13 protein-coding genes are annotated in these 13,216 nt (G+C 40.7%); 11 read left to right on the top strand and 2 right to left on the bottom strand.

Features of this window, described 5'->3' with window-relative positions:
• Window positions 1-3: 3 nt before the first annotated feature.
• The 8 genes from ACFOWS_RS00735 (at window position 4) to ACFOWS_RS00700 (ending at window position 7,613) form a co-directional block, all read left to right on the top strand.
• A complete protein-coding gene (locus tag ACFOWS_RS00735; RefSeq protein WP_379762011.1) occupies window positions 4-1,104 on the top strand; it encodes an acyloxyacyl hydrolase in 1,101 nt (366 codons plus the stop codon).
• A gap of 26 nt (window positions 1,105-1,130) precedes the next feature.
• Complete coding sequence (locus ACFOWS_RS00730; protein WP_379762008.1) at window positions 1,131-1,904, top strand: head GIN domain-containing protein; 774 nt, start codon at window positions 1,131-1,133, stop codon at window positions 1,902-1,904.
• Between the two features lie 83 nt (window positions 1,905-1,987).
• Window positions 1,988-3,073, top strand: a complete 1,086-nt coding sequence (locus ACFOWS_RS00725) for a serine hydrolase domain-containing protein (RefSeq protein WP_379762007.1) — start codon at window positions 1,988-1,990, stop codon at window positions 3,071-3,073.
• Between the two features lie 16 nt (window positions 3,074-3,089).
• Window positions 3,090-3,686 carry a Crp/Fnr family transcriptional regulator gene (locus ACFOWS_RS00720; protein WP_379762004.1) on the top strand — a complete coding sequence of 199 codons (597 nt, stop codon included), beginning with the start codon at window positions 3,090-3,092 and terminating at the stop codon, window positions 3,684-3,686.
• Between the two features lie 70 nt (window positions 3,687-3,756).
• The gene (locus tag ACFOWS_RS00715) at window positions 3,757-4,047 is read left to right on the top strand and encodes a hypothetical protein (RefSeq protein ID WP_379762002.1); all 291 of its coding nucleotides are present in this window, start codon (window positions 3,757-3,759) and stop codon (window positions 4,045-4,047) included.
• Between the two features lie 2 nt (window positions 4,048-4,049).
• Window positions 4,050-4,451 carry a group III truncated hemoglobin gene (locus ACFOWS_RS00710; RefSeq protein WP_379762000.1) on the top strand — a complete coding sequence of 134 codons (402 nt, stop codon included), beginning with the start codon at window positions 4,050-4,052 and terminating at the stop codon, window positions 4,449-4,451.
• 49 nt (window positions 4,452-4,500) lie between these two features.
• Window positions 4,501-5,223, top strand: coding sequence for a helix-turn-helix domain-containing protein (locus ACFOWS_RS00705; protein ID WP_379761998.1), 723 nt, complete (start codon window positions 4,501-4,503; stop codon window positions 5,221-5,223).
• 65 nt (window positions 5,224-5,288) lie between these two features.
• Window positions 5,289-7,613 (top strand): TonB-dependent receptor domain-containing protein, encoded by a 2,325-nt coding sequence (locus ACFOWS_RS00700; protein ID WP_379761996.1) that lies wholly within the window; start codon window positions 5,289-5,291, stop codon window positions 7,611-7,613.
• 4 nt (window positions 7,614-7,617) lie between these two features.
• Here ACFOWS_RS00700 and ACFOWS_RS00695 read toward each other — a convergent pair whose 3' ends face one another.
• Window positions 7,618-9,057, bottom strand: a complete 1,440-nt coding sequence (locus ACFOWS_RS00695; protein WP_379761995.1) for a pyridoxal phosphate-dependent decarboxylase family protein — start codon at window positions 9,055-9,057, stop codon at window positions 7,618-7,620.
• 65 nt (window positions 9,058-9,122) lie between these two features.
• Window positions 9,123-10,016: a gliding motility-associated ABC transporter ATP-binding subunit GldA gene (gene gldA, locus ACFOWS_RS00690; protein WP_379761993.1), complete on the bottom strand. Its 894-nt coding sequence runs from the start codon at window positions 10,014-10,016 to the stop codon at window positions 9,123-9,125.
• Window positions 10,017-10,359: 343 nt separating this feature from the next.
• Between gldA and ACFOWS_RS00685 the strand changes: the two genes are divergently transcribed.
• Genes ACFOWS_RS00685 through ACFOWS_RS00675 form a run of 3 tightly spaced genes read left to right on the top strand, consistent with a single transcriptional unit; the run spans window position 10,360 to window position 13,212 of the window.
• Window positions 10,360-11,190, top strand: a complete 831-nt coding sequence (locus ACFOWS_RS00685) for a prephenate dehydratase (RefSeq protein WP_379761991.1) — start codon at window positions 10,360-10,362, stop codon at window positions 11,188-11,190.
• Window positions 11,187-12,332, top strand: a complete 1,146-nt coding sequence (locus tag ACFOWS_RS00680; RefSeq protein WP_379761988.1) for a pyridoxal phosphate-dependent aminotransferase — start codon at window positions 11,187-11,189, stop codon at window positions 12,330-12,332. The genes ACFOWS_RS00685 and ACFOWS_RS00680 overlap by 4 nt, the downstream gene beginning before the upstream one ends.
• A 19-nt stretch (window positions 12,333-12,351) precedes the next feature.
• Window positions 12,352-13,212, top strand: a complete 861-nt coding sequence (locus ACFOWS_RS00675; RefSeq protein ID WP_379761985.1) for a prephenate dehydrogenase — start codon at window positions 12,352-12,354, stop codon at window positions 13,210-13,212.
• Window positions 13,213-13,216 lie beyond the last annotated feature (4 nt).

Here is a 13,216-nt window from a genome sequence, read left to right as displayed (position 1 = left end):
CCCATGAGGCCCCTTTTCTGTTTTATTTTCTGCTTGTGCTTTGCTTTTGGGTTTTCCCAAGACAATGAGATTCCGAAGAAATATGTGCTGGATGCCAGCCAGTTCTATGGTTCCATTCTCTTGCACAACACAGATATTTCACATCTGATAACCAACCATCCCGGAGGGATTATTTTGGGATTTAATCGAAAACGTTTTGGACACGAGGATTGGGAAGCCAGTTTGGGGTATCCTGATACGGGGTTTTCGTTTGTGTATCAAGATATGAACAACCCCACCCTTGGAAAAAATTTTGGGTTGTACGCGCATTATAACTTTTATTTTTTCAGGAGAAACCTTCAGTTTCGGGTCGGGCAAGGAGTAGCCTACAACACCAATCCGTATGATAAGAATAAAAACTTTAGGAATAATGCCTATGGTAGCCATCTGCTGAGTACTACCATGGTCATGTTCAATTACCATAAAGAGAATTTGTTTGAAGGACTGGGTGTTAAGGCAGGCTTATCGCTTATCCATTATTCCAATGCCAATTTTAAGGCACCCAATACTTCTACAAACACCATGGCTGTGAATTTTGGACTGACCTATGATTTGGATGGAGGAAAGGTTTATGAATATTTGGAACCTGTTCCCAAAGAAAAAGTAACGGAGCCAATTCGATATAACCTTGCGCTACGTGGAGGGGTGAACGAGAGTGATGTCATAAATTCGGGTAGATACGGATTTTGGATTCTATCAGCTTATGCCGATAAGCGTCTGGGAAAAAGAAGCGCTATTCAATTGGGAGCGGATGTTTTTTTCTCCAACTTTCTAAAGGAATTGATTCGATTTCAGTCCACCTCCTTTCCTGAAATGGAGGTAGCGGCTGACACAGATTTTAAAAGAATGGGCCTGTTCATAGGACATGAATTCTTTGTGAATAAGTTGAGTGTTGTGACCCAATTGGGATACTATGTGTACTATCCTTTTGATTTTGAGGGAAGAATGTACAATAGAGTAGGAATGAAGAGGTATTTTGGGGATAAAGTCTTTGGGGCCATCACCTTAAAATCGCACGGCGCAAAAGCAGAAGCTGTTGAATTCGGAATAGGCATAAGGTTATGAATAGTAACAAGATCAACATACGAAGTATGCAATGTCCCCTTGAGGGGACTTTAGGGGTGTTTTTGATGCTTCTTATATTCATCTTCATGTCCTGCAACGGCGACAACGTTCCAGACTGCTTCCAAAATGCCGGGGACACCGTTCGTGAAACTGTTGTCGTTCCCGATTTTAATTCCATTACAGTTTTTGAGAACCTCAATCTAGTATTGAAGCAGGGAGATGAACAAAGCGTTGCAATTGAAACTGGAGAATTCCTTCGTAATGATGTTTCTGCAGAAGTGGATGGGGACCGACTTATCCTAAGAAATGAAAATAGCTGCAATTATGTTCGGGAATACGGTCTTACCACCATTTATGTCACTTCTCCCAATATTTCTGAAATACGGAGCAGCACTGGATTGCTGATTTCCAGCGATGGTGTTTTAGAGTACCCCAATTTAACCCTGATTTCGGAAAGTTTTACAAACCCAGAGAGCGAGACCACAGATGGCTCGTTTGATTTGGAAGTGAATTCCACTACTGTCAGAATAGTGGTGAACGGCATAGCCTATTTAAAAGTTGGTGGCATCACTACCTACTTTAATGTCACTGTTGCCGCTGGGGATTCGCGGATTGAAGCTGAGAATCTTGTTTCCCAAGATGTTGTTATAAACCACAGAGGTTCCAATGATGTTTTCATCAATCCACAGCAAAGCTTAAGTGGTGTAATTCGGGGTACTGGAGATGTAATCAGTAAAAACACACCGCCCGAGGTGGATGTTGAGCAACTTTTTAATGGCAGGCTTATTTTTCAAGATTGAATTTTTATTCAATTCAATTAAACCAAATTTCCTTTTCCGGTCTTTGGATTTCTCACTATGTTCGGAGAAAGAAATCACTGCTTTTGAACTCACTTTTTGCACATATCAAACAATTGTTTTCCAGCACTCCAAGAAGTAAATCGGTCAGGGGACTTAAGGGTATGGAAAAGATTGATGCAATTTTTCATAATCTTGTGATTGAAAAGCAGGTGCCAGGGCTATCGGTTACCATTCTCAAAAACGGTGAAACGCTACTAAAAAAAGGATACGGTTCTGCGAATTTGGAACAGAAGATTCCAGTTGACCCAGAACGGACCCTATTCCGAATTGCCAGTATATCCAAATGCATTACAGGATTGGCTTTAGGAAGAATGATGGAAGAAGGTATTGTGGATTTGGATGGCTCATTTTATCAATATGTACCGTATTATCCCAAAAAACGATATGATTTTACATTAAGACAGCTGGCCAGTCACACGGCAGGAATTAGAGGGTATCGTGGAAAAGAATATGCTTTGAACCAAAATTTTTCCATAAAAGATAGTATTGCGGTTTTTAAGAATGACCCACTACTTTTTGAGCCTGGTAGCGGGTATTTGTACAATAGTTTTGACTTTGTTCTGCTCTCTTTGGCCATGCAGGAGGCCAGTGGAAAACCTTTTCGAGACTATGTGGCCGAAAACGTGCTGCAACCTTTGGGATTGGATTATACATTTTCACCTGATCAGGTCGAGGGCCAATCCGTGCATGGGGCAGGCGGTAGGGATTTCTGGCAAGCACAGTTCTACACCAGAACATCAAACGGTTTCAAAAAGGCGATGTCAGTAGATAATACATACAAATTGGCTGGTGGCGGATTTTTATCAACGAGTCATGATGTTGCAAGATTAGGTCAGGCCATATTGGAACAAAAACTTCTAAAAAAAGAAACGTATAAGCAGTTGCTGACCTCCCATACTGTTAATGGAAAGCCCACTTTTTATGGTTTGGGCTTTCAAGTAAGTCAGGATGCTGAGGAAAGGTCTTTTGTGGGGCATGTGGGCAGTAGTGTAGGGTCATATACCAACTTTTTTGTGTATCCTAAGGAAGAAATGGTCGTATCAATATTGATTAACTGCACAGACCCCAAAGTGCAAACCCACTTGGAGAACATAATCACGCTCATTTGAATTTGAAACAAAAACCATGATTTCAGAAGCTTTATTGGAAAAATTCGGGGCACTTAGGGTTAGCCTCAAAAAAAAAGAAATGCTCTTTGAAATTGATACCACACCCAGATTTTATTATCAAGTAATCTCAGGTGAAATAAAGATGGGTAACCTTAATGAAGATGGTAAAGAGTACATTCAAGGTCTGTTTTCCAAAGGTTCTAGTTTTGGTGAACCCCCTTTGTTCGGTGAAATGAAATACCCTGCCTATGCCATGGCAGTTGAAGATAGTCTAGTTTGGCAGTTGGAAAAGTCAAGGTTTTTTGAGTTGCTCAAATCCAACCCAGATGCGCATTTAAAAGTTACCAAGACCTTGGCAAAACGATTGCACTACAAAGCTACTATGGTCGCCGGTATTTCTACAGAGAATGCCACGGACCGGTTGCTTAACCTTATGGATTATTTTAAAGAGCACATTCATAAAATCCCCGGGGATAAATTGTATCGCGTAGAACTCTCTAGGCAGCAATTGGCAGATCTTACAGGCTTACGTGTGGAAACGGTGATTAGAGCTGTAAAAGAGCTTGAGAATGCACGGGAGGTACAAATAAAAAGCAGAAAAATCTACAGATAATACCCTTATGATGCAGGTCATAAATTAATGGCCGTGGCCCCCAATACCTTTGTTCCATAATTGTAATTCAATGAAAATCATGGAACTCTATGTAAAGAACCTCAGAGAATTTAAAAAAGGGGAGCGGGGGTACTCCACTATTGGTATCATTATTCAAAGCTGTTTGGGGTCCATTGCTGCAATGTATATTCTTATCCAAGGGGCCGGAATCCTGCAAATGGTGCAACTGTTTTTGGTAACAATGTGCTGTATGGGATTTAATGCCTCAGTATTATCGCAAAGACCGGCAAAGGTCACTTTCAATTTATTCATTATAAGTATTGTGGTCAGCACTATAGTATTAATTTTAAATTTGATGTAGCTATGGGTAAAACGGATATTGGAAATAGAAAAGATGTTTCCCTGTTGGTACATCGCTTTTACGAAAAAGTGCGTAAAGACCCAGAAATTGGTGACTTTTTCAACTCGACCATTATGGATTGGCCAGGACACATGGAAAAATTGATCGATTTTTGGGAAACCAACCTTCTTTTTGTTCAAAAGTATAAGGGTAACCCTATAAAAGTCCATGCAGAATTGGATAAAAAAGTGGGTCATAAAATAGAGAATTACCATTTTGGAATATGGCTCCGTCATTGGATGGAAACTTTGGATGCCCATTTTGAGGGGCCAAATGCCGAAAAAGCAAAGCAACGGGCTCGAAATATTAGCGTACGTATGTTTATGGCCATTTTTGAAGAAAGAAGGCCGTTGGCCAACAACTGATAAATCTTTCACTTGCGTGCTTCATGATTTTTATGGAAATTTATTCCAAATGGATGTGTTGAGGTCTCTTTTTATTTTTTTCATACTCTTTATGGTCGGCCATTTGCATGTTGAAGCAAAGGGTTTCTCTTTTAATGATTTTACGGCATTACAGGACAGCATTCATTCCGAATTGGGTTCAAAAGAATGGAAGAAATTCAAATACTTTGAGGAGCAACTGCAATCATCAACTTTGTCCCAAAAGGAGAAAGAACACCAATTGACTGGCTATGCTCGTGATTCTCTGCAAATACTTAGAGTGAAATTAGTGGCCATAAAGGTCCTGGACGAAAAAAATCTATTAAATAGGGATATTGCCGAAAACTCGAAGTATTACATTGATTTGTTGGAAAAATTCAAGGAAAGCGACATTCCCCCCAGAGAATATCTTTTTCTGGAAGAAAAGCTCGCTTATCTGAATCAAGAAGCCTTGGGCAGACAGTTACAGGAGAGCAAATGGTTGAATTACGGACTTATTGTACTTGTTGTGGCGTTATTGTTTCTGACCATCCATCAAGCGAGAAGACGTCGAAAACCAATTCTTCCAGCGTTGAGCAAACAGGAAACTTTGGTACGCAACCTTATTTTGGAAGGCAAGAGCAACAAAGAAATAGCCAATGAACTGTTTATAAGCCTAAGTACTGTAAAAAGCCACATCACCAATATTTATGGTAAGCTGAATGTGGGAAATCGCCAAGAACTATTGGAAAACAGCACAGGTACTAGCACCTAATTCAGACCCCTTAAATTTTCCAATGGCATCATTCAGAATTTACTTTGTTTCAAAACCTAATGACCTTGAAACATGTACTATTGATTTTCTTCACCATTGGCATAGTAGTAAGTGCAGAAGCACAATTTTTAATTAAAGGAAAAGTTGTTGATGCCTACAACCAGCCAATTTCCATTGGGGATGTCTTGCTCTATTCTGTAAACAAAGAAGACTTGGTCAAGTACACCACTTTGGTGGATGGCAGTTTTGAATTCAAAGAAGTTGCCCAAAAAGAATATTGGTTGCAAGTTTCGGCATTGGGGTATGAAACTCATTCCCAAGAAATCAGTATTTCTGAAAACTTAGAATTGTCTATTCAGCTCCTGGAAGATGTGACCGAGCTGGAAAGTGTAGAGGTGGTTGCCTTAAAAAATCCCATCACCACTAAAAATGGCAATTTTAAGATTGATGTCCAGAATCCGGTGTTTTCTTCTATGGTGGACCCTTTGGAGGTGTTGTCAAAACTGCCCAATGTGCAAATTTCTCCAAATCGGGAATCCATTTCGGTGGTTGCAAAAGGAAGTCCACTTGTGTATTTGGGCAACCAACGTATCAGTCTCGATGAGTTTATCGCGCTGTCCGTTGATTCCATTGAAAGTATTGAACTCATCAACAATCCTTCACCAAAATATGAAGCCGAAGGACGAGCGGTAATTTTAATTCAGTTAAAGCAAAACACTGAAAAAGGTACCGGGGTGACCTTAGGTGAAACGGTGTCCTTCAGACAAAACATAAACAACTATATCAGTGGCAATGGGAATCATTCCAATGGAAAATGGAACCTTCGAGGGAACCTTAACTATAATACAATTGGACAGTGGGAGAGCAACACCTTTGTGTTTGCCATCCCCGAGGAAAATATTTATTCCGATTATTTGGTGCTCATCCCAGACAATAAGAGAATGCAACTCAACAGCGGATTGGGATTTTATTATCCTATCAATGATAACGACTACATTTCTTTTAATACCATTTTCCGTCGCCAAACGGATAAAGCTGGTTTTGAAACCGAAACTCTTTTGCAAAATGGGAGCGAGGTAAATGAGATCATTTCCGAAACGCAAAATGATAACCAGAGAGATTATTTTAGTGGCAATTTCAATTTCAACAAGCAACTCAACAAGAATTTGAACCTTTTTACGGGAATACAGTATTCCGCTTTTAACCAGAAGTTGCACACGGATATTTCAAACAATTATGACAATGAAGGGCTAGAGCTTGACCAGACCAGAAACCAAGATTACAACATTGAATCCTTGGCTGCTCGTGTGGATTTTGAACAGAACCTCTCGGAAAATTCACGATTGGATTTTGGGCTGAATTGGAACGAGGCCCGAGCCGATGCCTTTAGTGAGGTCATTCTACCAGGAACGGTCAATCAAGAAATCACCAACTATGATTATGAAGAAAATTTATATGCCATCTATACAAATGCTGAGTCGCGTATAGGTGAGAGGTTCAACTTTAATCTGGGAGCAAGAGTGGAATACAACCAAGTCAAAGGTCAACTGAAAAACGATTTGCAGCCGTTGGTAGAACGGGAGAACACCCGGATATTTCCAAAAGTAGGGTTGAATCTTACCATCGATAGTACCAAAACCCTTTCACTGAACTACGCCAGAAACATCAACCGGCCCAATTTCTCAAGAACCAGTTCCGTAAGGGTGTTCATTAATCCATTTTTGGAAGCAGGGAACAACGTGGATTTGATTCCGACCATTACCAATGAAGTTACCTCGAATCTTCAAGTGGGCAACACCTCTATCTTTGGTGGGGTCTATACCAACCAAAATCCAAGATATTTTCTGATTGGATATTCCGAAAACGACACTGTTGCCCTACTGGCCGAGAACAATCTGGATAGGGAGTCTGGTTTTTATGCTGGGTTGACGGTACCGTTTTCTCATAAAAGTTGGTCTTCTACCAATTCAGTGAGCCTGACTTACAACAAAATAAAGGATTCTTCCGCGGTGTTCACAAAAGCTCAACCCTATCTGTATGTCTATACCGATCAACAATTAAAAGTGGCCAAAGATACTATAGTGTCTGTTGGTGGATATGCGCTCACCCCTCAGAAAGAGGGCATAATCGAAAGAAATGGTATGGTAGTGTTGAATGCCTCCGTGACCACTACTATTTTTAAAAAATTGCAATGTGCCCTGCGGTTCAACGATATTACCAAGGCCATGAATTTTGATGAAGGCTATTCCATCAATGGGGTGGAGGCCAATGGTACGTATTATGCTGATGGACGGGAAATGGCCCTATCCATGAAATATAGCTTCGGAGGGAATTCGGCGAACAAGTTCAAGAACAAAGATGTGGATGAGAATTTAAACCGAATCAAGTGATTTTCTATAATTGCTGCTCTTTTTCCGTTGCAAAACGCTCGCACAATTCAAAGGTTTCTTGAATATCCTCTAGTGTTGTCCTTGGATTAATGAGGCACATTCTTAGTACCACCTGGCCATGCAATAAGGTTGTCACAAGCAGGGCCTTCCGCGAAGCCACAACTTTTTCAGAAATGTATTGGTTGAGGGCATCCAATTGCTTTTCGCTGTAATTTTTCTCGATGGGATTGTACCTGAAGTTGATAACCGCCAAGGTCGCGGGAAAAACAACCTCCCAAAATGCACTCTTCCGCAATTTGGACTCTACCTTGTCGGCCAAGTCGATATTATAGGTGATGGCATCACGAAATTCTTTCAGCCCAAAGGTTTTGAGCGACATGTAAAACTTCAACGCCCGAAATCTTCGAGTTAACTGGATACCATGATCGTAAAAATTAATTTCTGAAGTGTTCCCTTCAATATCCCGAAGATATTCTGGTTTTTCAGTGAACGTATGGCTTAAGTGTTTGTGGTTTCGTACCAATAAACAGCCCATTTCATAGGGTTGATAAAACCATTTATGGGGATCAACTGTTAATGAATCGGCTTTTTCGATCCCTTTTAAGAGTTGTTTCCCTTTTTGGGAAAGAATGGCCGCCGCGCCATAAGCTCCATCAATATGAAACCAAATACCTTCCTTTTTACAAATATTGGCCAGTTCAATCAAAGGATCAACCGTTCCAGTGTTAGTGGTTCCCGATGTGGCAATCAAGCAGAAGGGGTGAAGTCCTTCCAGTCTATCTTTGGCAATGCAGTTCTTAAGTTTGTTGACAGCAAACTTGAATTCAATGTCCGTGGGGATAATGCGAATCTGCTCTTTTTTAAAACCCAACACTCGAATGGCCTTAATATTGGAGGAATGTGCTTGGTCCGAAAGATAAATGACTGCCTTGGAAAAATCGTCTCCACATTTAATGCGCCTTGCGGTGGCCAAAGCCGTTAAATTAGCCATGGAACCTCCACTGGTGAAAATACCGCCCCCTTTTTTCTTAGGAAATCCAAAAATCTTCAACAGCCATTGAATGGTAACGATTTCCAGTTCAGCAGCTGCGGGGGAAGCCGCCCATCCACCTGAAAAAATGTTATAACCAGTAGCCAGGGTATCGGCCATGGCACTGACATAATTACTAGGACCGGGAACAAAAGAATACGATTTTGGATGAGACATCAACGTACTGGTGGTCATGACTTTTTCCAGAACAAAGTTCAGCACTTGGGTTGGATCGGTACCTTCTTCGGGCGCTTCTTCCAAAAAAAGGGAGTCCATTTCTTCTCTGGAGCCCAAGGCCACAGGTAACTTTTCATTTTGGGTGGAATGATGCTCCACGAGGGCATCCACAATCTGGTACCCATAGGATTTCATGGCTTCTTTGGACATTTCAAGTCTGGCACTGTTCTTCTTCATGGAATCGTTTTACGTATTCACCGCAAAAGTACCATAATTCAACGGCCTTGAAAATTGGTTTTATCTTATGCTGTAAGTTCGGAGAACAAACTTTCCAGATTTTTGTTCTTTCGGCTAAGTTGAAGGGTTTTCAATTTATTGTCATGTGCAAAATCAAAAACGGAAGGACGCATATCTTTGGAAGTGGCAAAGGTGATTTCATAAACAAACCCACCTATGTTTTTTACCTTGGAAGCATTGGGCAATTGCTGGAGCAATTGTTCTTCCACCCGGTAGTCGAATTCCACTTCTATGATTTGCTCTTCTGATTCGCGAAGCTCTTCTAATTTTTTGTCTGCCACCAATTTTCCTTTGTTGATGATGATCACCCGATCACAGACGGCTTCCACTTCTTTCATGATGTGGGTGGAAAGCAAGATGGTCTTTTGTTTCCCAATTTTGCGAATGAGCTTTCGGATTTCTACCAATTGATTGGGGTCTAGACCGGTGGTGGGTTCATCCAGGATCAAAACTTCTGGGTCGTGCAACAAGGCTGCGGCCAACCCCACACGCTGACGGTATCCTTTGGATAATTGCCCGATCTTTTTATGTGCTTCAGGGGTAAGTCCGGTTTTTTCAATGACCTCGCCGATTTTGGATTTGGGTACCTGGTACACATCCGCATTAAAGGCCAAATATTCCTTTACGTACATTTCCAAATAGAGTGGGTTGTGTTCGGGCAGGTAGCCAATACTTTTTTGAACACTTTTTTCCGAAGTTAAGACATTAAATCCATTGACTTCGGCATCACCTGTATCTGCTTTGTAATAGGTGGTCAAAATCCGCATCATGGTAGACTTTCCTGCGCCATTAGGACCTAAAAAGCCAACAATCTCTCCTTTATTGATGGAAAATGAGACATCGTCCAGTGCTTTTTGTGGACCAAAGGTTTTGGTGATGTTATTTACGGTGATTGACATTCAATTGAATTTAAATCCAAAAATACGGTTTTAGAAGTTTTGGTAAACAGTGCGAGGTTGATTTATGGAATGCATGGAATTCTTAAAAAAAGCAAGCTTACTTAAAATAATATGCAGTGAACTCAGGTTTTTTGAAAAAAATCAAAAAAAATTTAGGAAGTCCCGTTCATTTTGGATTGAATGGCTATCTTAGCCGCAGATTAGTATTGAAATGACACAAACGTATTTCTGGAACGGTTTTTACTTTTACTTCTTTTTTCAAAGAGGTACGGGACTGTTCTGAATGCGATTAACGTATATAAACATGTAAAGTCCCGGTAAAAATCGGGGCTTTTTTTTTGCAATGTCTTTAAAAATAGCCATACAGGGAATAAAAGGATCTAACCATCATCAAGTGGCCAAGGATTTCTTTGGGGAAGATATAGAACTGCTCGAATGCCTTTCGTTTGATGCCATTATTGATCATTTGTTGGATGGTACCGCTGACAAGGGAATCATGGCAATTGAGAATTCAATTGCAGGGTCTATAATTCCAAATTACAATTTGGTGTACCATAATAAGATACATATCATTGGAGAACACTATTTGAGTATTCACCATAACCTTATGGCGTTACCGGGTATTGCCTTGCAAGACATCAAGGAAGTGCATTCCCACCCAATGGCCTTATTGCAGTGCAAGGAGTTTTTTAAGGACTATCCGCAGATTAAATTGGTAGAAAGTGTTGACACTGCAGAGACCGCAAAACGTATTAAAGAAGGTCAGTTGGCTAATATTGCTGCAATTGCTCCAAAAATGGCTGCAGATCTCTATGATTTAAATATCATTGCTCCTGAAATACAGACCATAAAGAACAACGCCACCCGTTTTATTATCCTAAAAAAGCAGAATAAGGTTTTACCGAAAGAGGAAATTAATAAAGCATCACTTCGGTTTATCACAGATCATAAAAGAGGGAGTTTGGCAACAGTGTTGAACGTGATGAGCGACTGTAACCTTAACCTTACCAAGATTCAATCACTTCCGGTGATTGAAACGCCTTGGAAATATGCCTTTTTTGTGGATGTTACTTTTGATGAATACGAATATTTTTCAAAAGCAAAAGCATTGTTGGGGATTATGTCTGAAGATTTTACGGTTTTGGGCGAATATAAAAACGCATTGTTGTTATGATCACAGCCGATAGGTTACATAGCGTGCAAGAATACTACTTCTCCAAAAAATTACGGGAGGTACGGGAGTTGATGAACCAAGGAAAACCCATCATCAACATGGGAATTGGAAGTCCTGATTTGGCACCATCACCCAAAGTTCTGGAGACTTTACGCGATTCCATTATGGATACTGGTGCGCACCAATACCAAAGTTATCAGGGACTCCCACAACTGCGTGAAGCCATTGCTGACTTTTATAAGCAAAAGTTTGACGTTTCAGTAAATCCCAACACAGAGGTCTTGCCATTAATGGGTTCTAAAGAAGGTATTATGCACATCAGCATGGCTTTCCTCAATGTAGGCGATGAGGTTCTGCTGCCCAACCCAGGATATCCCACATATGCCTCCGTGACCAATTTAGTGGGTGGGGTACCAAGAACATACGACCTCACTTTGGAAAACGGTTGGTTTCCTGACTTGCAGGAATTATCAAAACAAGACTTGTCTAAAGTAAAATTGATGTGGGTTAGCTATCCGCACATGCCGACAGGAGCAACGGCCACCAAAGAACAGTTGAAAACTTTGGTTGATTTTGCCCTAAAACATGAAATACTATTGGTCAATGATAACCCGTACAGTTTTGTGTTGTCCAATAATCCTACCAGTATTTTGTCCATAGAAGGAGCAAAAGATTGCACTTTGGAACTGAATAGCCTCAGTAAGACGTTCAACATGGCCGGATGGCGTGTAGGAATGGTTTTAGGGAAAGAGGAACATATCAATGCTGTGTTGAAGGTGAAGAGCAATATGGATTCCGGAATGTTTTACGGCATTCAAAAAGGGGCTGTGGCTGCCTTGCAAAGCGGTCCAGAATGGTTTGAAGCATTGGATAAGGTATATACCCAAAGAAGGGAGTTGATGTTCCAATTGGTTGAGAGGTTGGGTTGCACGTATGATAAGAATGCAGTTGGGATGTTTGTGTGGTGCAAGCTTCCTGAAGGTGCAGCTCCTTCGGAAGAATTCATTGACCAAGTGCTCTACGATAAAGATATTTTCATTGCTCCAGGAACCATTTTTGGTAGCAATGGAGAAGGATATATTCGATTCTCACTCTGTGTGAAAGAAGAAAAAATAAAAGAAGCCATAGAAAGATTTATTTAAATATTCCTCTTAAGGTGTTATGAACATTGTTGTTATAGGTATTGGATTGATTGGAGGTTCTTTTGCCAAAGACATTAAAAAGCTAAACCCTCGTTCGGAAATCATAGGTATAGATAAAAGTGAATCGCACCTTGATGAAGCCTTGGCATTGGGTATTATTGATGCAAAAGGGGATTATGGTTCTTTGGCCTCGGCCGATATGGTTTTTGTGAGCATTCCAGTAAATGCTTTAATGCAAGAGCTGCCTAAAATATTGGATACCGCTGGGGATGAAACGGTTGTTGTGGATGCAGGATCCACCAAAAGCTTAATTTGCCAAGTGGTGGCCAATCACCCCAAACGAAGAAACTATATGGCCTGCCACCCCATTGCGGGTACGGAGTTTTCGGGGCCGTCTGCAGCCATTGAAGGCCTGTACGATGGCAAGACCAACATTATCTGCGAGGTGGAAAAGACTGCTTTTAAGCTTCAGGAAAGGGCATTGGCTGTTTTTCAGGAAATAGGGATGCGTATTCGCTATATGAACCCGGAAGCACACGACAAGCACATCGCTTACGTATCGCATTTATCACACATCAGCTCATTTATGTTGGGAAAAACAGTAATTGAGAAAGAAAAAAATGAGCGTGATATTTTTGACATGGCGGGAAGTGGTTTTGAAAGTACCGTCCGTTTGGCAAAAAGTTCACCCGACATGTGGACACCTATTTTTGAACAGAACAAGGATAACGTAGTGGAAACTTTGGAGGAATACATCCAAAACCTGATTACGTTTAAAAAATTGATTGAGGATAATGATTTTGAGCGTGTGCATCAAGAAATGAGCAATACCAATAAAATAAAACAAATACTAAAAGGAATACCACTTACAAAAAAATAGAACG

The sequence above is a fragment of the Flagellimonas marina genome (genome assembly GCF_042651185.1).
In the GTDB taxonomy this organism is placed as follows: domain Bacteria; phylum Bacteroidota; class Bacteroidia; order Flavobacteriales; family Flavobacteriaceae; genus Flagellimonas; species Flagellimonas marina.
Note: the sequence above shows the minus strand (reverse complement) of the source record. Positions and strands in the feature narration are given on the sequence as shown.

What these genes read in the sequence shown, in the direction of transcription:
- ACFOWS_RS00710 (WP_379762000.1), top strand. Translation starts at nt 4,050, where the DNA reads ATGGGTAAAACGGATATTGGAAATAGAAAAGATGTTTCCCTGTTGGTA.
- ACFOWS_RS00730 (WP_379762008.1), top strand. Translation starts at nt 1,131, where the DNA reads ATGCAATGTCCCCTTGAGGGGACTTTAGGGGTGTTTTTGATGCTTCTT.
- ACFOWS_RS00675 (WP_379761985.1), top strand. Translation starts at nt 12,352, where the DNA reads ATGAACATTGTTGTTATAGGTATTGGATTGATTGGAGGTTCTTTTGCC.
- ACFOWS_RS00715 (WP_379762002.1), top strand. Translation starts at nt 3,757, where the DNA reads ATGAAAATCATGGAACTCTATGTAAAGAACCTCAGAGAATTTAAAAAA.
- ACFOWS_RS00720 (WP_379762004.1), top strand. Translation starts at nt 3,090, where the DNA reads ATGATTTCAGAAGCTTTATTGGAAAAATTCGGGGCACTTAGGGTTAGC.
- ACFOWS_RS00685 (WP_379761991.1), top strand. Translation starts at nt 10,360, where the DNA reads ATGTCTTTAAAAATAGCCATACAGGGAATAAAAGGATCTAACCATCAT.
- ACFOWS_RS00695 (WP_379761995.1), bottom strand. Translation starts at nt 9,057, where the DNA reads ATGAAGAAGAACAGTGCCAGACTTGAAATGTCCAAAGAAGCCATGAAA.
- gldA (WP_379761993.1), bottom strand. Translation starts at nt 10,016, where the DNA reads ATGTCAATCACCGTAAATAACATCACCAAAACCTTTGGTCCACAAAAA.
- ACFOWS_RS00680 (WP_379761988.1), top strand. Translation starts at nt 11,187, where the DNA reads ATGATCACAGCCGATAGGTTACATAGCGTGCAAGAATACTACTTCTCC.
- ACFOWS_RS00735 (WP_379762011.1), top strand. Translation starts at nt 4, where the DNA reads ATGAGGCCCCTTTTCTGTTTTATTTTCTGCTTGTGCTTTGCTTTTGGG.
- ACFOWS_RS00705 (WP_379761998.1), top strand. Translation starts at nt 4,501, where the DNA reads ATGGATGTGTTGAGGTCTCTTTTTATTTTTTTCATACTCTTTATGGTC.